16 protein-coding genes are annotated in these 19531 nt (G+C 62.3%); 14 read left to right on the forward strand and 2 right to left on the reverse strand.

What is annotated here, in order from left to right:
* Positions 1-6: 6 nt before the first annotated feature.
* Together acnB and RVAN_RS09990 are read right to left on the reverse strand one after the other, a co-directional pair.
* Entirely contained in the window at positions 7-2628 is a 2622-nt protein-coding gene (gene acnB, locus RVAN_RS09985; RefSeq protein WP_210160431.1) for a bifunctional aconitate hydratase 2/2-methylisocitrate dehydratase, read from the reverse strand.
* A 110-nt stretch (positions 2629-2738) separates the two neighbouring features.
* Positions 2739-4973, reverse strand: coding sequence for an NADP-dependent isocitrate dehydrogenase (locus RVAN_RS09990; RefSeq protein ID WP_013419610.1), 2235 nt, complete (start codon positions 4971-4973; stop codon positions 2739-2741).
* A 517-nt stretch (positions 4974-5490) separates the two neighbouring features.
* On the opposite strand from RVAN_RS09990, the gene RVAN_RS10000 reads away from it, so the two are divergent.
* The 14 genes from RVAN_RS10000 (at position 5491) to lpxD (ending at position 19522) form a co-directional block, all read left to right on the forward strand.
* Positions 5491-5811: a HesB/IscA family protein gene (locus RVAN_RS10000; protein ID WP_013419612.1), complete on the forward strand. Its 321-nt coding sequence runs from the start codon at positions 5491-5493 to the stop codon at positions 5809-5811.
* 16 nt (positions 5812-5827) lie between these two features.
* Entirely contained in the window at positions 5828-6124 is a 297-nt protein-coding gene (locus RVAN_RS10005) for a NifU family protein (RefSeq protein WP_013419613.1), read from the forward strand.
* A 19-nt stretch (positions 6125-6143) separates the two neighbouring features.
* Positions 6144-7352, forward strand: a complete 1209-nt coding sequence (gene nifS, locus RVAN_RS10010; protein WP_013419614.1) for a cysteine desulfurase NifS — start codon at positions 6144-6146, stop codon at positions 7350-7352.
* Between the two features lie 11 nt (positions 7353-7363).
* Positions 7364-7810: an iron response transcriptional regulator IrrA gene (irrA, locus tag RVAN_RS10015; RefSeq protein WP_013419615.1), complete on the forward strand. Its 447-nt coding sequence runs from the start codon at positions 7364-7366 to the stop codon at positions 7808-7810.
* Between the two features lie 269 nt (positions 7811-8079).
* Entirely contained in the window at positions 8080-9135 is a 1056-nt protein-coding gene (locus tag RVAN_RS10020) for a 30S ribosomal protein S2 (RefSeq protein ID WP_013419616.1), read from the forward strand.
* Positions 9136-9192: 57 nt separating this feature from the next.
* Positions 9193-10122 carry a translation elongation factor Ts gene (gene tsf / locus RVAN_RS10025; RefSeq protein WP_013419617.1) on the forward strand — a complete coding sequence of 310 codons (930 nt, stop codon included), beginning with the start codon at positions 9193-9195 and terminating at the stop codon, positions 10120-10122.
* A gap of 64 nt (positions 10123-10186) precedes the next feature.
* Entirely contained in the window at positions 10187-10915 is a 729-nt protein-coding gene (gene pyrH, locus RVAN_RS10030) for a UMP kinase (RefSeq protein WP_013419618.1), read from the forward strand.
* 46 nt (positions 10916-10961) lie between these two features.
* Complete coding sequence (gene frr / locus RVAN_RS10035; RefSeq protein WP_013419619.1) at positions 10962-11528, forward strand: ribosome recycling factor; 567 nt, start codon at positions 10962-10964, stop codon at positions 11526-11528.
* Positions 11529-11726: 198 nt separating this feature from the next.
* A complete protein-coding gene (locus tag RVAN_RS10040; protein WP_155942562.1) occupies positions 11727-12401 on the forward strand; it encodes an isoprenyl transferase in 675 nt (224 codons plus the stop codon).
* A 43-nt stretch (positions 12402-12444) separates the two neighbouring features.
* Positions 12445-13278 carry a phosphatidate cytidylyltransferase gene (locus tag RVAN_RS10045; protein WP_013419621.1) on the forward strand — a complete coding sequence of 278 codons (834 nt, stop codon included), beginning with the start codon at positions 12445-12447 and terminating at the stop codon, positions 13276-13278.
* 7 nt (positions 13279-13285) lie between these two features.
* Positions 13286-14536, forward strand: a complete 1251-nt coding sequence (gene dxr / locus RVAN_RS10050) for a 1-deoxy-D-xylulose-5-phosphate reductoisomerase (protein ID WP_013419622.1) — start codon at positions 13286-13288, stop codon at positions 14534-14536.
* 114 nt (positions 14537-14650) lie between these two features.
* Positions 14651-15811, forward strand: a complete 1161-nt coding sequence (gene rseP / locus RVAN_RS10055; RefSeq protein ID WP_013419623.1) for an RIP metalloprotease RseP — start codon at positions 14651-14653, stop codon at positions 15809-15811.
* A 203-nt stretch (positions 15812-16014) separates the two neighbouring features.
* Positions 16015-18369, forward strand: a complete 2355-nt coding sequence (gene bamA, locus RVAN_RS10060) for an outer membrane protein assembly factor BamA (protein ID WP_013419624.1) — start codon at positions 16015-16017, stop codon at positions 18367-18369.
* Between the two features lie 100 nt (positions 18370-18469).
* Complete coding sequence (lpxD, locus tag RVAN_RS10065; RefSeq protein WP_013419625.1) at positions 18470-19522, forward strand: UDP-3-O-(3-hydroxymyristoyl)glucosamine N-acyltransferase; 1053 nt, start codon at positions 18470-18472, stop codon at positions 19520-19522.
* The last annotated feature ends 9 nt before the right edge of the window (positions 19523-19531 follow it).

Genomic DNA, 19531 nt, shown 5'->3' on the forward strand with positions numbered 1-19531 from the left:
CTGCCGTCAGGCCGCCGCGTCCGCGAATTCCGGGATCTGATCGAAATTCATGTAGCGGTAGACGTCGCCCGAGGCTTTGTTCACGGCTTCGACATGCTCCATGTATTCCGCCATGGTCGGGATGCGGCCGAGCAACGCGCCGACTGCCGCCAGTTCCGCCGACGAGAGATAAACCCGCGTGTCGATGCCGAGCCGGTTCGGGAAGTTGCGCGTCGAGGTCGAAAGCGCCGTCGAGCCTTTGCGGATCTGCGCCTGATTGCCCATGCAGAGCGAGCAGCCGGGCATTTCCATGCGCGCGCCCGACTTGCCGAGCACGGAATAATAGCCCTCTTCCGTCAGGATGCGCGCGTCCATCTTGGTCGGCGGCGCGATCCACAGCCGCGTCGGGATGTCGGACTTGCCGGCGAGGATCTTGCCCGCCGCGCGGAAGTGGCCGATGTTCGTCATGCAGGAGCCGATGAACACCTCGTCGATCTTGTCGCCCGCCACTTCGGACAGCGTCTTCACGTCGTCCGGGTCATTCGGGCAGGCGAGGATCGGCTCCTTGATGTCGGCAAGGTCGATCTCGAACACGGCGGCATAGTCCGCGTCGGCGGCCGGCTCGATCAGGCTCGGCGCGGCGATCCACGCTTCCATCGCGGCGATGCGGCGCGCGAGGCTCCTCGCGTCCTCATAGCCGTTCGCGATCATCCACCGCATGAGCGCGATGTTCGAGCGCATATATTCGATGATCGGCTCCTTGTTGAGCCGCACGGTACATGCCGCCGCCGAGCGCTCAGCCGACGCGTCGGAGAGTTCGAACGCTTGCTCCACCTTCAAATCAGGCAGTCCCTCGATTTCGAGGATGCGGCCGTTGAAGACGTTCTTCTTGCCCTTTTTCTCGACGGTGAGCGCGCCCGCCTTGATCGCCGCGAGCGGGATCGCGTTCACGAGGTCGCGCAACGTGATGCCTGGCTGCATCTTGCCCTTGAAGCGCACGAGCACGCTTTCCGGCATGTCGAGCGGCATGACGCCGGTCGCCGCCGCAAACGCCACGAGGCCGGATCCCGCCGGGAACGAGATGCCGATGGGGAAGCGCGTGTGGCTGTCGCCGCCGGTGCCGACCGTGTCGGGCAGAAGCAGGCGGTTCAGCCACGAATGGATGACGCCGTCGCCGGGGCGCAGGGATACGCCGCCGCGCGTGGCAATGAAGCCCGGCAGGTCGCGATGCGTCGTCACATCGACCGGCTTCGGATAGGCCGCCGTGTGGCAGAAGGACTGCATCACGAGATCGGCGGAGAAGCCGAGGCAGGCGAGGTCCTTCAACTCGTCGCGCGTCATCGGGCCGGTGGTGTCCTGGCTGCCGACGGTCGTCATCTTCGGCTCGCAATACGTGCCTGGACGAATGCCGGTGCCTTCCGGCAGTCCGCAGGCGCGGCCGACGATCTTCTGCGCGAGCGTATAACCCTTGCCGGTGTCGTGCGGCACGGCGGGCAGGCGGAACAGCGTCGAGGCCGGAAGCCCCAGCGCCTCGCGCGCCTTCGCGGTCAGCCCGCGCCCGATGATGAGCGGGATGCGGCCGCCCGCGCGCACCTCGTCGAAGATCACCTCGGACTTCACCTTGAATTCCGCGATGACTTCGCCGTTCTTAAGCGCCTTGCCCTCGTAGGGGCGAAGCTCGACCACGTCGCCCATGTCCATCTTCGAGGCGTCGAGTTCGATCGGCAGCGCGCCTGCGTCTTCCATGGTGTTGTAGAAGATCGGCGCGATCTTGGAGCCGAGGCAGACGCCACCGAAGCGCTTGTTCGGCACGTAGGGGATGTCTTCGCCCGTGAACCAGAGAACCGAGTTCGTCGCCGATTTGCGCGAGGAGCCGGTGCCGACCACGTCGCCGACATAAGCGACGGGGTTGCCCTTGGCGACCAGCGCTTCGAGCTGCTTCACCGGGCCGCGTGCGCCGGGTTCGTCCGGCTCGATGCCTGGGCGCGCGTTCTTCAGCATGGCGAGTGCGTGGAGCGGGATGTCGGGGCGCGTGGACGCGTCGGGCGCGGGCGACAGATCGTCCGTGTTGGTTTCGCCGTTCACCTTGAACACGGTGACGGTGAGCGAGGCTGGCACTTCGGGGCGCGCCGTGAACCATTCGGCATCGGCCCAGCTTTGCATGATGGCCTTCGCGTTGGCGTTGCCGCGTTCGGCGCGCTCCTTCACGTCATGGAAATAGTCGAACACGAGCAGCGTCTTTTTCAGAGCGTCGGCGGCGACCGCGCCGACTTCGGCATCGTCGAGAAGTTCGATCAGCGGCTTGACGTTGAAGCCGCCGAGCATGGTTCCGAGAAGCTCCGTGGCCCGCGCCCGCGAAATGAGCGCGTTCGCTTCGTCGCCCGTCGCGACGGCGGAGAGAAATGCCGCCTTCACCTTCGCCGCGTCGTCCACGCCCGCCGGGACGCGATACGTGATGAGATCGAGGAGAAACGCCTCCTCGCCCGCAGGCGGGTTGCGCAACAGCGCGACGAGGTCTTCCGTCTGCTGGCGACTGAGCGGCAGAGCGGGAATGCCGAGCGCGGCGCGTTCGGCGGCGTGGGCACGGTAAGCTTCAAGCATGGTGTAGTCCTTGGAGGTCGGCGGCGGCGCATTGTCTTTGTGAGCCAAGCGGCGTCATGAGGCAAGCAACACTGGAATTGTTTCAGGGAAGCCGAACCTCGCCTTCCCTGAAACTCGCGTGAAAACAGACGGACTGCGCAGTTTCGTGGTGCCGCTTCTTAACGGAGACTCTCCAGCGCCGCGTTGAGCGTCGCGCTTGGCCGCATGGCGGCGGAGGCCTTCGCGAAGTCCGGGCGGTAATAGCCACCGATTTCCACGGGGTGTCCCTGCGCCGCAGCGAGTTCGGCCACGATCTGCGCTTCGTTCTCTGTCAGCGTCTTCGCGAGCGGCGCGAACAGCGCTTGCAACGCCGCGTCCTTCGTCTGCGCGGCGAGCGCCTGCGCCCAATACATCGCGAGGTAGAAGTGGCTGCCGCGATTGTCGATGCCGCCGATTCTGCGCGCCGGACCCTTGTCGTTCTCAAGCACCTTCGCGGTGGCCTGATCGAGCGTTTCGGCCAGCACCTCCGCCTTTTCGTTTCTGTAGGTCTGGCCGAGATGTTCGAGCGAGACGCCGAGCGCGAGATATTCGCCGAGCGAATCCCAGCGCAGATAGCCGTCTTCCTGGAACTGCTGGATGTGCCGGGGAGCCGAACCGCCCGCGCCGGTCTCGAACAGCCCGCCGCCGTCCATCAGCGGCACGATGGAGAGCATCTTCGCGCTCGTGCCGAGTTCGAGGATCGGGAACAGGTCGGTGAGGTAGTCGCGCAGCACGTTGCCGGTGACGGAAATCGTGTCCTTGCCCTTGCGGATGCGGGCAAGCGTAAAGCGCATCGCGTCGTCGGGCGACAGGATACGGATGTCGAGGCCCGCTACGTTGTGGTCCTTGAGGTAATGCTGCACCTTCGCGATGACCTGCGCGTCGTGACCGCGCTTCGGGTCGAGCCAGAAGATTGCGGGCAGGCCGCTCGCGCGGGCGCGGTTGACGGCCAGCTTCACCCAGTCCTGAATGGGCGCGTCCTTCGCCTGACACATGCGGAAGATGTCGCCGTGCTGCACTTCCTGTTCGAGGATGACGTTGCCGTCCTCGTCGATGGCGCGCACCTTTCCGTGGCCTTCCACGATCTCGAAGGTCTTGTCGTGGCTGCCGTATTCCTCTGCCTGCTGCGCCATGAGGCCGATATTCGACACGCTGCCCATGGTCTTCGGATCGAACTGGCCGTGCACTTTACAGTCGTCGATCATAACCTGATAGATCGTCGCGTAACAGCGATCGGGGATCATCGCGAGCGTGTCGGCAGTCTTGCCTTCCACGTCCCACATCTTGCCGCCTTCGCGGATCATCGCGGGCATGGACGCGTCCACGATAACGTCACTCGGCACATGCAGATTGGTGATGCCCTTGTCGGAGTTCACCATCGCGAGTTGCGGGCGCTTCGCATAGACGGCCTTGATGTCGGCCTCGATCTCGGCGCGCTTGTCTTCGGGGAGCTTGCCGAGCTTGGCGTAAAGGTCGCCGAGGCCGTTGTTCGGGTTTACGCCGATGTCCTTGAAGGTTTCGGCGTGCTTCTCGAACACGTCCTTGAAATAGACCGACACGGCGTGACCAAACATGATCGGATCGGACACCTTCATCATCGTCGCCTTGAGATGCAGCGACAGCAGCACACCCTCGGCCTTCGCGGCCTCGATGGCATCCGCGTAGAACGCGCGCAACGCGTCGCGGCTGATGAAGGCGGCGTCAAGGATCTCACCCGCTTTATAGCGCACCTTCTTCTTCAGGACATGCGTGTGTCCGTCCTCGCCGAAGAACTCGATCATGAAGCTGCCATCGGCGGTCATGGTGATGGACTTCTCGCTGCCGTAGAAGTCGCCGCCCGCCATATGCGCGACGTTCGTCTTCGAGCTGGCCTTCCACGCGCCCATCTTGTGCGGATGGTTCTTCGCGTATTGCTTCACCGACGGAGCGGAGCGGCGATCCGAATTGCCTTCGCGCAGCACCGGGTTCACGGCCGAGCCGAGCACCTTAGCATAGCGCGCCTTGATTTCCCGCTCGGCGTCGGTCTTTGGCTCTTCGGGATAATCGGGCAGATCGTACCCCTTCCCCTGAAGCTCCTTGATCGCGGCCTTGAGCTGCGGCAGCGAGGCCGAGATGTTCGGCAGCTTGATGATGTTCGCCTCGGGCCTCTTGGCGAGCGCGCCGAGTTCAGCGAGCGCGTCCGGCTGGCGCTGTTCCGGCTTGAGCGTATCCGCGAAGGTCGCGATGAGGCGGCCCGCGAGCGAGATGTCCTTCTCGACGACCGAAACACCGGCTGTCTTCGTGAACGCCTGAACGATGGGCAGGAGCGAATAGCTCGCTAGCGCCGGGGATTCATCGGTCTTGGTCCAGACGATGCTCGGTGCTTCTTTGGTCATGCTGTCAACCTCAGTCAATGGTTCCGGCCAAGCTTAGCCGCTCCGCAGCCGAATATCACGGAACAAACCCGTGGGGCTGTGGCGGAAAAGCCGAAAAGTCATCTCGCCGCATGGACGTTTCCGAAAGACGATGGCGGTTCGCCGCCATTCTTCTTGTGGCATTCGGTAGCGCGGCCGCTCATTCCGGGGGCAATGAATCGCCGCGTTTCGACCGAATGTAACATGATGTTGTCGCCCGCGACGATGTGAAATCGCGCATGGAAAACACGCCCGGCGGGTCGCATTCTTGGCCTCAAGCGCTGGCACACGGAAGACAAATGCTTGTGAGGCTCGTAAGCCGCATGCGACGTTGCGTCCGATGCCCGTCCCGCTTCCGACGTGTCGGAAATCCGACAAACGGCATCTTCGACCCACTTCATATTTGACATTTATCAAGCATCGCAGCCACTTGTCGCGTTGGCACGGGCGTTGCTACTGCCTTGAGCGAATGCAGGTTACAGCAGAAAGGCTCCGCCGCATGATCTACCTAACGGAAGCCGCAGCAAACGCCGTTCGTACCGCCATAAAGGGCGCGAACACGCCCATCGAAGGGTTGCGCCTCGCCGTGGACGCGGGGGGATGCGCGGGCTTCAAATACCTGATGGGGCTCGTGGCCGACCCGAACCCCGAGGACATCGTCGTCGAAGAGCGCGGCGTGAAAGTCTTCGTGGATCGCGACAGTGTCCAGATGCTCGAAGGCACCACCGTGGACTTCGTGATCGGCCTGCAAAGCTCGGGCTTCACCTTCGATAATCCGCAAGCGACGGCGAGCTGTTCTTGCGGCAAATCGTTCGGCTGACAAAAGGAATTAATCAATGTTCGAAGTCATGGAACGCGCCGAAACTGTTGTGTGCGACGCTCCGGTCGAAACGGCCGAAGAAACGAAACTGCGCATCATCCGCGAAACCATCGAAGAACTGCGTCCGCATCTAAAGCGTGACGGCGGCGATTGCGAACTGCTTGAGGTCGAGGGCAACTTCGTGAAGGTGCGGATGACGGGCGCTTGCGTCGGCTGTCAGCTTGCGTCAGTCACTGTGCACGGCATTCAGGCCAAGATCATCGCGAAGCTCGGCTATCCGGTGCGGCTCATCCCCGCGATGGGCGGCCACTAGCTTTAGAAAGAAGGGGCAAATGCATCCGGTCTATCTGGACAACAACGCCACCACGCGGCTCGATCCGGCCGTTCTGGCGGAGATGCTCCCCTTCTTCACCCAGCATTTTGGCAACGCGTCGTCGATCCACGGCTTCGGCAAGGAAGTGGGCGCGGCCATCCATCAGGCGCGCGACCAGGTGCGGGCGCTGATCGGCGCGTCGCAAAGCCACGAGATCGTCTTTACTTCGGGCGGTACCGAGTCCGACAACACGGCGCTTCTGTCGGCGCTCGAAACGCAGACCGGCCGCAACGAGATCGTGACCTCCGCCGTGGAGCACCCGGCGATCCTCGCGCTCGTGCAGCATCTCCAGCGCCATCGCGGCATTACGGTGCATGTCATCGGCGTGGACGGCAAGGGTCGCCTCGACATCGACGCCTATCGCGCCGCGCTCGGACCGAAGACCGCCATCACCTCGATCATGTGGGCGAACAACGAAACCGGCACGATCTTCCCGGTGGCGGAGCTTGCGCGACTTGCGCATGAGGTAGGCGCGCTGTTCCACACCGACGCGGTTCAGGCTGTCGGGCGCATCCCGATCGACGTCAAGGCCGCCGATATCGACATGCTGTCGCTCTCGTCGCACAAGTTTCACGGCCCGAAAGGGATCGGCGCACTATATATAAAGAAGGGCGTGCCCTTCCATCAGCTCGTTCGCGGCGGCAAACAGGAGCGCGGACGCCGCGCGGGCACCGAGAATGCGCCCGGCATCGTCGGGCTCGGCAAGGCCGCTGAACTCGCGCTGAGGCGCCTGCAAGGCGGCGGCTGCGAGCGCGTGCGACAGATTCGCGACGCTTTCGAGGCTGCGTCACTCGGTCGCATAGGGGGCGCGTTTATTGCCGGCGACATCGAGAACCGGCTTCCGAATACGTCGAATATCGTGTTTGACCGCGCCGAGGGTGAAGTGATCCTGCTGGAACTGGATAAGGCTGGTATTGCAGCGTCCTCCGGTTCCGCTTGTGCTGCGGGTTCGACAGAGCCATCTCATGTTCTGCGGGCCATGAAGGTGCCCTATGCCGCCGCTTTGGGGGCGATACGCTTCTCGTTCGCACATACCAGCACAGATGAGGATTTGGGGCGTGTTCTTGCCAAACTGCCCGCGATAGTGGAAAAAGCGCGTGAAGCCTCTGGCTTCGCTGCGACGATGGGCGAGATGGCGCAAGCTGGGCTTGGCGCCGGGGTTCGATAGGGGAGGGTGCGGTGTATCTGCCGGAAGAAGTGCGGGTTACGGACAGCAGGGAAGCGACATGCCGGGTCGAAGCGAAGCTTCGCGATGCGGGCCTGCGCCCGACGCGGCAGCGGATCGATCTCGCCAAGCTCCTGTTCAAGGAAAAAGACCGCCACGTGACGGCGGAGGAACTCCACGCCGAAGCTGTCTCCAACAAGATGGCCGTTTCGCTCGCCACCGTCTACAACACGCTGAAGCAGCTCACCGAATGCGGGCTGCTGCGTGAAGTCGCGATCGAGGGCTCGAAGAACTACTTCCACACCAAGATTTCGGACCATCAGCACTTCTATTACGAGGAAGAAGGCCGCCTCGTCGACCTTGAGCCCGAGAACGAAGTCACGGTGACGGTGCCGAAGTTGCCGGAAGGCATGAAGGTCGCTCGTATCGACGTGCTGATCCGGCTGGTGAAAGCGCGCTAATTTTGTGCGGCTAAGGCGTGGGCGCGTTCGGACGCGCGGCACTCCACGAGCGACGCTCGAATTGTGCCGCTCCGAGCACTCGTTGCGAGGTGGGTGGGCGCTCGTCGGGAACTCCACCGGCTCTTGCAATTTTATCCGCCGCCCCCTATACAAAGCGCATCTCACACGCGGGGATTATGTCAGGGCCGTTACGCGGCCCTTTTTGGCATTCCGGTGATGGCATCGCCATCCACAGCCCCGCGGAGGCTTAACCGGACGAAGGACATACCATGACGCTTCCCCAATTCACGATGCGCCAGCTCCTCGAAGCTGGCGTGCATTTCGGTCACCAGACGCACCGCTGGAACCCGAAGATGTCGGACTACCTGTTCGGCACGCGCAACAAGATCCACATCATCGACCTGTCGAAGACAGTGCCGCTGCTGCATCAGGCGGTCGTCACGGCGAGCGACGTGGTGGCCCAGGGCGGGCGCATCCTGTTCGTCGGCACCAAGCGGCAGGCGTCGGACGCCGTCGCGGACGCGGCGAAGCGCAGCGCGCAATATTACGTCAATCACCGCTGGCTCGGCGGCATGCTGACCAACTGGAAGACGATCACGAATTCGATCAAGCGCCTTCGCTATCTCGACGACCTCGTGTCGGGCGAAGGTCAGGGCTTCACCAAGAAAGAGCTTCTGAACCTGACGCGCGAGCGCGACAAGCTTGAGCAGGAACTCGGCGGCATCAAGGACATGGGCGGCGTGCCGGACCTCCTGTTCGTGATCGACACGAACAAGGAATCCATCGCGATCCAGGAAGCGAAGAAGCTCAAGATCCCGGTCATCGCCATCATCGACTCGAACTCGAACCCGGACGGCGTCAACTATCCGATCCCGGGCAACGACGACGCGGGCCGCGCGATCACGCTTTATTGCGATCTGATTTCGCGCGCGGCGATCGACGGCATTGAGCGCGCTCAGGGCGTGTCCGGCATCGACATCGGCGAGGCGGAAGAAATCGCTGAAGTCGCGCTTGAGGAAGTTCCGGAAGCGCCTGCGACGAACGGCAAGGATGAGGCGCCTGTCGTCGTCGCCACGAAGGAAGGCGACGCGGAAACCACGCTTGAAGGTCTGGCCGAGCCGCAGGGCGAGAAAGACGACCTCAACAAGATACGCGGTATCACCAAGACGCACGAGAAGAAGCTCAACGAGCGCGGCATCTTCCATTTCTGGCAGGTCGCGGCGTTCACGCAGGACAATCTGGACGAAATCGACCGTCTGCTGCACGGCAACGGCCAGATCGCCAAGGGCGACTGGGTCGATCAGGCGCGCGAGCTGACAAGCTAGGACGATCAAGGCGGAGCGCGCGCGAGCGCGCTCCAGCTCAACGAGATGAGGTAGAGAATGGCTGCTATTACTGCCGGCATGGTGAAGGATCTTCGCGAGAAGACCGGCGCAGGTATGATGGACTGCAAGACGGCGCTTTCGGAATCGAACGGCGACATGGAAGCTGCCGTCGACTGGCTTCGTGCGAAAGGTCTGTCCAAGGCCGCGAAGAAGGCGGACCGCGTGGCTGCCGAGGGTCTGATCGGCGTGTCATCCGAAGCCAAGTCCGGGGCGGTAGTCGAAGTCAATTCGGAAACCGACTTCGTGGCGCGCAATCCCCAATTCCAGAAGGTCGTGGCCGAAGTTGCAAAGCTCGCGCTGAAGGCTGGCGGTGACGTCGAGAAGCTCGCCGCTGCCGCATATCCGGGCAAGACGGCGTCCGTCACCGACCACCTCAAGGAACTCGTGGCGACCATCGGCGAAAATATTTCGCTGCGCCGCACGGCAGCGCTGTCGGTGAGCGACGGCATCGTGGCAACCTACGTTCACAATCAGGCGGCTCCGGGCCTCGGCAAGATCGGCGTGCTCGTTGCGCTCGAATCGACGGGCAGCGCAGAGAAGCTCGCTGAGATCGGCCGTCAGATCGCGATGCACGTCGCGGCGACGAACCCGCTCGCGCTGAAGGACGAAGAAGTAAATCCGGAAGTGGTGGAGCGCGAACGCGCGATCTTCACCGAGCAGGCAAGGGAAAGCGGCAAGCCCGAGAAGGTCATCGCGCAGATGATCGAAGGCCGTATCCGGAAGTTCTATCAAGAGGTCGTCCTCCTGAAGCAGGCTTTCGTGATCAATCCCGATCTCACGGTCGAGAAGGCGGTGAAGGAAGCCGAGAAGGAAGCCGGGGCGCCGATCACGGTTACGGGCTTCGTTCGCTTCGAACTCGGCGAGGGTATTGTCACCGAGAAGGGCGACTTCGCGGCGGAAGTGGCGGCGGCCGCTGGAAATCAATAACGGCAGACCGATATAACGGGCGGCAGCTTCGCCGTCCGTCCTCCCGCAGCCGCAAGGAAAAGCCATGGCGCACCTTCCTTTTACCCGCCCGCTCATCAAGATTTCGGGCGAGGCGCTTATGGGCAGCGGACAATACGGCATCGACCCGCAGGCGCTCGACGCCATCGCGCGCGACATCGCCGATCTGGCGAACAGCGGCAAGCGCATCGCGCTTGTGGTCGGCGGCGGGAACATCTATCGCGGGCTCGCGGGCTCTGCGAAAGGCATGGACCGCGTGAAGGCCGACTTCATGGGCATGCTTGCGACCGTCATGAACGGCGTGGCGTTGCAACAGACGCTCGTTCGCATAGGCCAGCCCGCGACGATCTACTCCGGGCTTCCGGTGCCGACAATCTGCGCCACATTCTCGCGCGATGCCGCCGTCGAAGATCTGGAGGCAGGCAAGGTCGTCGTGCTCGCGGGAGGCACGGGCAACCCGTTCTTCACGACCGACACCACGGCCGCGCTCCGCGCAGCCGAACTCGGTTGCGATTCGCTGCTTAAGGCGACGCAGGTGGATGGCATTTATTCCGCCGACCCGAAGAAGGATCCGCGCGCCGAACGCTATGACCGGCTGACATTCTCGGACGTTTTGGCCCAGGATCTCAGGGTGATGGACGCCGCGGCGATCGCGCTTGCCCGCGACAATGCGATTCCCGTCGTGGTATTCTCGCTTCACGAACAAGGCGCAATCGGCAAGGTGATGCGCGGTGAGGCCCTTTGCAGCGTTGTCGGAACCGACGCGGACGCATAAATCAGGGCCTAAAGAAACACAGCCTCAAGACTCGAAGGGGATGGAGATGGCTACCGGCAATTTCGACATCAAGGAAATCGAGAAGCGCATGAAGAGCTCGGTCGCTTCGCTGAAAAGCGAATTCGGCGGGCTTCGCACGGGGCGCGCGAGCGCGACGCTGCTCGATCCGATCATGGTTCAGACGTCTTACGGCGCAAAGATGCCGATCCAGCAGGTGGCTGCGGTCAACGCGCCGGAACCGCGCCTCATCACGGTGCAGGTGTGGGACAAGAGCAATCTTCACGGCGTCGAAAAGGCGATCCGCGAGTCCAGCCTCGGCCTCAATCCCGTCATTGATGGGCTGACGCTGCGACTGCCGATCCCGGAACTGAACCAGGAGCGTCGCCAGGAACTTGTGAAGATCGCGAAGAAATATGCCGAGGCGACGCGCGTCGCCGTGCGCAATGTGCGTAAGGACGGCATGGATCAGATCAAGAAGCTCGAAAAAGACGGCAAGATCAGCGAAGACGAGAGCGGCAAGACCTCCACCAAGGTGCAGGATCTCACCGACAAGACCATCAAGGAAATCGACGCATTGCTCGCCACGAAAGAGCATGAAATCATGCAGGTCTAGCTTTGGTCCCTTCAAGCCCGGCGCAGGGTCGAGCGCGTAGCCTCGGTACCGCCAGACGGAGCCGGGAACGAGGCGCAAGAGCCCGCCGGGTTCAGCGGCAAATTGCCTCGGTAATCATGGGTGCTCGAAGTGAGATTGCGTGAACAGGCTCTGGCCGACGGAAATGAGCGCCCTTGTCCGAAGCACATCGCCATCATCATGGATGGCAACGGCCGCTGGGCGGCGCAGCGCGGGCTACCGCGCTCCGAAGGCCATCGCAGAGGGGTCGAGAGCACGCGCGAATGCGTCCGCGCCGCGGCTGAGCTAGGAATTTCCTATCTGACGCTGTTCAGTTTCTCGTCGGAGAACTGGAAGCGGCCGCCGCTGGAAGTGACCTATCTCATGGGGCTTCTGCGCCGGTTCATTCGCCGCGACCTCGCGGAAATCCACCAGAACAACATCAAGGTGCGCGTCATCGGCTCCGAGGAGGGCGTGCCGCGCGACCTCTTCGCCATGTTTCGCGACGCCATGGCGCTGACGGCCGGCAACACCGGTATGGAACTCATCATCGCCTTCAATTATGGCGCGCGCGATGAGATCGTACGTGCGGCGAAGCGTCTCGCGGAGCAGGCGAAGGCGGGCGAAATCGATCCCGCCGATATCACGCAGGAGATGTTCGCCAAACAGTTCGATACCGCCGGGATTCCCGATCCCGATCTCCTCATCCGAACGAGCGGCGAGCAGCGGATTTCCAACTTCCTCCTGTGGCAGTGTGCCTACTCCGAGTTTTTATTCGTTGATAATTTCTGGCCGGACTTTACAAGACAGACTTTAGAAAGCGCGATCGCGTCTTACCAGCAGCGTGAACGCCGTTTCGGCGGCCTTGCAGGATAGCGCCCCTCGCGCACCTCGCAGCCGCCAGAACGGGCGAAGGATAATGGTCAAACCTCTCAGTTCAGAGCTGGTTCTCAGGATCAATTCGGCCTTGGTCATGGTCGTCCTGACCTTGGCGCTGACCTATGCCGGCACAACGACATTCGCGGGGCTGATTTTATTCGCCGCCGCGTTGATGAGCTGGGAATGGGGTCGCGTCGTGCGCGGTTCCAACATAGACCGGATCTTCGTCATCCAGACGGTCGCCATCATCGCCGCGGGCTACGCCACACTGATGGGGGAGCGCGTGCTCGCCATCGCTCTGATCGTCCTGGCAACCTGGCTCGTCTTTCGCCTGCACAAGAATAGCGAACTCACGAGCGATCCATGGTGGTCGGCGGCGGGCGTCTATTACGCGGGCTTCCCCGCCATCGCGCTCATCGCGATCCGGCAAGACCCGGACTACGGGTTTCATGCCATCATCTACCTGTTTCTCGTCGTATGGTCGGCGGACACCGGCGCTTTCTTCGTGGGCAAGCTCCTTGGCGGCCCGAAGCTCGCGCCCAGCATCTCGCCCAACAAGACTTGGTCAGGCTTCATAGGCGGCGCAGCGACGGCGGGCCTTGCGGGTGTGCTGTTCGCGCTCTGGTTCGAGCATACGTCCGTTGAAATCATGGCCGGGCTCAGCGTTCTGCTCGCGATCGTCTCGATGGGCGGCGATCTCGGCGAATCGTTCATCAAACGCGCCTTTGGCGTAAAGAATTCGAGCGGGCTGATCCCCGGGCATGGCGGCGTTCTCGACCGCCTGGACGGACTTGTTTTCGCGGCGATGGGCGCTGGCCTCATCGCGGCGGCGGCCGATCCGCTGAAGCCCGGGCGCGCGCTGTTGATCTGGTGAGGCATCAATGACCAAGAACGGGCAGGCACACGAATTGAATGGGGCGGGTTACCGAAAGCGCGTAAGCGTGCTGGGTGCGACCGGCACCATCGGCGACAGCACCTGCGATCTCCTCGCACAAAACCCCGACCGGTTCGAGGTCGTGGCGCTGTCGGCGAACCGCAACGCGAAAAAGCTCGCGAGCCTTGCCGTGCAGTTCAAGGCGAAATTCGCGGCAGTCGCCGACGAAAGCGCGGGCGCTGAACTGCGCGACCTGCTCGCCGGGACGGGGATCGAATGCGGCGCGGGCAAGTCGGCGGTGGTCGATGCCGGTGCTCGCGATGCCGATGTCGTGATGGCGTCCATCGTCGGCTATGCGGGCCTGGCGCCCACGCTGGCGGCTCTGAAGCAGGGCCGGACGGTGGCGCTCGCCAATAAGGAATGTCTCGTCTGCGCCGGCGCTTATTTCATGAACGAGCGCGAGCGCTACGGCACGACGCTGCTGCCGGTCGATTCGGAACATTCGGCCGTGTTTCAGTCGCTTGAGCAGGAAGGGCGCTACGTCGAGAAGATCGTGCTCACCGCTTCGGGTGGTCCGTTCCGCACATGGACGAAGGAGCAGATCGCGGCGGCGCGCGTCGAGGATGCGTTGAAGCATCCGAATTGGACGATGGGGCAGAAAATTACCATCGACAGCGCCACGCTCATGAACAAGGGCCTCGAAATCATCGAGGCGTTCCACCTCTTCAAGGTGCGCGCCGACCAACTCGATGCCGTGGTGCATCCGCAGTCGATCATCCACGCGCTCGTCTATTACACCGACGGCTCGGTGATCGCGCAGGCGAGCGTGCCCGATATGCGCACGCCCATCGCGCTGAGCCTTGCCTGGCCGGAGCGGCTCAAGGCGGAAACCATCAAGCGGCTCGACCTTGCCGAGGCTGCCACGCTCACCTTCGAGAAGCCCGACGAGACGCGCTTCCCCGCGCTCCGCCTCGCAAAGGAAGTGCTGAAGTCCGGAGGCAACACGCCGACCGTGCTCAACGCGGCGAACGAGGTGGCGGTGGAAGCCTTCCTGAATCGCCAGATTTCCTTCCCCGGCATCGCCGAGGCAGTCGAACGCACGCTCGACATGGCGACGTCCGCGCTCGCCGGCGTGCTGCCGGATAGTCTCGACGCCGTCACCCATATCGACGAGCGCGCCCGTGATATCGCCAAATCGGCGCTCAGCTCCGCTCGTCCCGCCGTCACGATCGCGGAAGCGGCGGCTCCGCGTATTTAAGCACCCCGTCGAACGCCTTATATTGCTTCTGTTCAAGCCGCAGGTTGCGGCAAGCTTCAGAAGCGATAAGGCATCCCTCGCGTCGCTTTTCGCCTCCTCGCTGTAAGGTTCCCAATGATTCTCTCGGATTTATCCTCGGCGTTCGGGCAGTTCTTCCTCTGGACGGTGCCGTTCCTCCTTGTGCTCGGCGTTGTGGTCATCATCCACGAGCTGGGCCATTTCCTCGCGGCGCGCGCGCTCGGCGTGAAGGTGGAAACCTTTTCGGTCGGCTTCGGCCCTGAAATCGCGGGCTTCGTGGACCGAAGCGGCATTCGCTGGCGGCTCGCCTGGGTTCCGCTCGGCGGCTACGTGAAGTTCAAGGGCGATGAAAACGCGTCTAGCGTCGCCTCCGCCGAGGAGATCGCGAAGCTGACGCCAGAAGAGCGCAAGGGCAATTTCCACACAGCCGACCTCTGGCGCCGCACGCTGATCGTGCTCGCCGGACCGTTCGCGAACTTCGCGCTCGGCATCGCGATCTTCGCCGGTCTCGCGCTGGCGAACGGCATCAGTTATCAGGAAGCGCGAATCGTTTGCGTCGAGCCGAACACGCCTGCCGCGAAAGCGGGCCTCGAAGCGGGGGACAAGATCCTGTCCATCGGCGGACGGCCGGTCAAAAGTTTCGAGGATTTCAGCTATTATGTGAAGCTGAACGCGCGCTCCACGCTTGATATCGAGGTCGATCGCGGTGGCCGTGTCATGGCCCTCACCGCAGTGCCGGAACTTACCGAAAACGAATGTATCGGGCGACTTGGCGTGATGGGCGGATCGAGGCGGGAGAACGCCCGAATCGAAAGCGTCGGCCTTTCGCAGTCCGTCGGGATCGGCGTGGAACGCACCTGGCGCATCATCGAAGGGCCGTTCCAGTTTTTTGGACAACTTTTCAAGGGTAACGCCTGCGCGAGCACGCTCGGCGGTCCGGTGAAGATCGCGGAGGTCGCGAAGACCTTCGCTTCCGACGGATTCGTCAACCTTATCCCGTTGATTGCGTTCATTTCCATCAGCGTGGGGCTCTTCAACTTGTTCCCGATCCCGGTTTTGGACGGGGGCCACCTTTTGTTCTATGGCGCGGAAGCCATACTCGGCCGCCCATTAAGCCAGCGGGCGCAGGAAATCGGTTTTCAGTTTGGATTCACTTTGCTTATCATGTTAATGATTTTCGTGACGTGGAATAACATAGCCGACATCACACGCGGCCCAACGCCTGCACCGCAGGTGGAAAGCGTGTGCCGTCGTTAGCGTCTCTGAGGGGAAGTGAGTGGTCTGCCGTTTTGGTGCCGGGGGGCAACAGACGGTTCGTAAACAGACTGATTGGTGGGGGACAAGCCACCGTGGCGTCACAAATTGCTAGTCTCTAGCAAATTGAACTGCTGTGGTGGGGATCCGGCGTAATAGGGGCAACAAAACAGATGCTTCGCTCGAGCATAATCCGTGGGGTCTGCATGACCCTCGTACTACTCGCGGCCGCGATGACGGTGACCGTCACGGCCGGCGCGATCTATTCAACGGAAGTGTTCGCCCAGGGAGGTGGCGTCGTTCGCGACATAAAAGTCGTGGGCAACCGCCGCATCGAGCCGGAAACCGTCAAATCCTACCTGACCTTCACGGCAGGGCAGCGCTATGACGCTTACAAGGCCGACGAGAGCCTGCGCGCGCTTTTCGCTACTGGTCTTTTCCAGGATGTCCGTATCACCCCTCAGGGGGGCTCGGTTGTTATCGCGGTTGTTGAAAACCCGCTGATCAACCGCGTCGCCTTCGAGGGAAACACCGAGGTCAAGAGCGATACGCTCTCCGCGGAAGTGCAGCTCAAGGCTCGCACAATGTACACGCGGGCCAAGGTTCAGGCGGATGTTCAGCGCGTGCTCGACGTCTATCGTCGCCAAGGCTACTACGCCACCCAAGTTGACGCGCAGATCATCGAACTCGACAACAACCGTATCGACCTCGTTTTCGAAATCCGCGAAGGGCCGGAAACGAAGGTTGTCGGCATCAACTTCATCGGCAATCAGTCGTTCTCGGACACGGAGCTGCGTGGCGTCATCACAACCACCGAATCGAGCTTCCTCGACTTCCTGAAGCCGACCTCCGTTTACGACCCGGACCGTTTCAACCTCGATCGCGAACTTCTCCGCCGCTACTACCTCAAGAACGGCTATGCAGATATGCGCGTGATGTCGGCGGTTGCGGATGTTGATCAGGAGGGCAAAGGCTTCTTCCTGACCTTCACCATCGACGAGGGGCCGCAATATTTCTTCGGCGGTGTGGACGTCGAGTCGACGCTTCCGGCATTCGCTGCAGAAACAGTTCGCGGCAATCTTCTGACAAAGCCGGGCGACGTTTACAACGCCGAGCTGGTTGATCGTACCGCAGAGCGTTTGACGGTGTCGGTTGCCGAGCAGGGCTTCGCCTTCGGGCAGGTTCGTCCGCGCATCGACCGCGATCCGGTGAACCGCACAATCTCCGTGACCTATGTCGTGGAACAGGGTCCGCGCCTATACATCGAGCGCATCAACGTCGTCGGCAACTATCGCACCGAGGATTACGTCATCCGGCGTGAGTTCCGCGTGGCGGAAGGCGACGCTTACAACAAGATCATGGTCGATCAGGCTCGTCTGCGCCTTCTCGCTCTTGGGTTCTTCAAGGACGTAAAGGTCAACAGAGAGCCGGGTTCCGCCCCCGATCGTGTCGTGCTGTCGGTCGTGGTGGAAGAGCAGTCCACCGGCGAGCTTTCCTTCGCCGCGGGTTACTCCTCGGCCGAAGGTCTCCTTGGCGAAGTGTCCTATACCGAGCGTAATCTCCTCGGCACCGGTCAATATCTCCAGGTCAAGGTTACGGGCAGCCAGGTCAGCGGCGGCGCTGAAGTGAGCTGGACAGAGCCTCGCTTCCTCGACCGCAACCTCTCGTTCGGCCTCGACGCCTTCGCTCGCAACTCCGATTACACCTCGTCGTCCTACACCGACGCGGGTTATGCCGACCTCAAGATTGGTGGCAGCGTGCGGTTTGGCTTCGCGCTCATCGACAGCCTCTGGCTCAACACGAACTACACGCTCATGTCGGATGAAGTTTACGATGTGGCTGAAGGTTCGTCGCTCGCCGTGAAGCAGATCGAGGGCACGTCCGTTATTTCGTCGGTCGGCTACTCGCTGATCTACGATACCCGCAACAACCGCAAGAATCCGTCGCGAGGCTTCTACTTCTCCTTCGCGCAGGATGTGGCCGGTGTCGGCGGCGACGTGAACTACATCCGCTCCATCGCAGAAGGTCGTGGCTATTATCCGATCACGAAGCAGATCACCTTCGTCGGTCGCGCCATCGGCGGCAACATCAGCGGCTGGGACGATCAGAACGTCCGTATCGTCGACAGCTTCTTCAAGGGTGGCGAGACGGTCCGCGGCTTCGCGACGGCTGGCTTGGGACCGCGCGACAAGTATACCGACGACCCGGTCGGCGGTAAGAACTTCTGGGCAGCCACGGCTGAAGTCCGCTTCCCGCTGCCCTTCATTCCGGACGATCTCGGCTTCGGCGGTGCTGTGTTCGCGGATGTGGGCTCTGTCTGGGGGTCGGATGCTTCAAAGTACGCTCATCAGTACTGCACGAATGCAGGCAGCAGCACCGGACAATGCGCTCCGGGCAATATAGGAACGTTCGACTCCAACGACATCCGGGCATCGGTCGGCGCCTCGATCCTTTGGAACTCGCCGGTCGGTCCGCTCCGCGCAGACTTTGCCTACGCCTTGGCCAAAGCAAGCTACGACGAAACGCAGGTCTTCCGTTTCGGTGCGGCAACCAAGTTCTGATCGCGTCTTTCGGCCTCGCGCCTTGGAGTTTACGATCGCCTTCAACGATGCTAAGCGGGCACATGCTCGCTTAGCATTTTAATTTTTGGGCCAGCGTCACATGGATCATCCCGGCTTCTGGGCTCCCGCGGGGCCTCACACTCTCTTCGACCTCGTCGCTCATGCGGATGCGACGATTCCGGAAGCGTTCCTGTCTCTCGGCGGGCGTAAGATGGTGGCGATCAGAACGCTCGACGAAGCTGGCCCCGACGACGTTTCCTTCTTCGACAATCGCAAATATCTCGCGGCGCTCAAGGTCACCAGGGCAGGGGCGGTTTTCGTCTCCCAGGCATCGGCCACCCAACTGCCGGAGACATCAGTGCCGCTCGTCGCGCGCGATCCGTATCGCGCGTTCGCCCGCGCGCTGGAACTGTTCTTCCCCGATGCCGGCACCCCGAAAGTCGCTCCCGGCACTTCGCCTGTCGATGAAACCGCCCAAATCGAAGATGGCGTGATCATCGAGCCGGGCGCAGTGATCGGTGCGGGCGCATCCATCGGGCGGGGCACGCGCATCGCGGCCGGCGCGGTGATTGGTTACCGTGTCGCCATTGGCCGCGACGGCTTCATCGGTCCCGGTGCTTCAATCACGCACGCGCTCATCGGTAATCGCGTCATCATCCACGCGGGCGCTCGCGTCGGGCAGGACGGGTTCGGCTTTGCAATGGGCCCCGGCGGCCACTACAAGGTGCGGCAAGTTGGCCGCGTCATCATCCAGGACGATGTCGAGATTGGCGCGAATAGCACCATCGACCGCGGCGCGCTGAAGGATACGATAATCGGCGAGGGGACGAAGATCGACAATCTCGTTCAGATCGCCCATAACGTCGTTATCGGAAGGCATTGCGTTATTGCAGCACTGACAGGTATCTCGGGCAGTACCGTCCTGGAAGATTACGTGGCGATGGGCGGCCAGTGCGGAACCGTCGGGCACATCAGAATCGGAGCCGGTGCTCAAATCGGCGCGCAGAGCGGCGTTTCGTCCAGTATACCTCGCGGCGAACGATGGGGAGGCACTCCGGCCAAGCCCATGGCGGCATGGGCGCGTGAAGTGGCGCTATTGAAGCGTCTCGCTAAGCGCAAAGCCGCAGACAATCCGGGCGACACCAACGATTAGAAGTCATGA

This window comes from Rhodomicrobium vannielii ATCC 17100 (assembly GCF_000166055.1).
In the GTDB taxonomy this organism is placed as follows: domain Bacteria; phylum Pseudomonadota; class Alphaproteobacteria; order Rhizobiales; family Rhodomicrobiaceae; genus Rhodomicrobium; species Rhodomicrobium vannielii.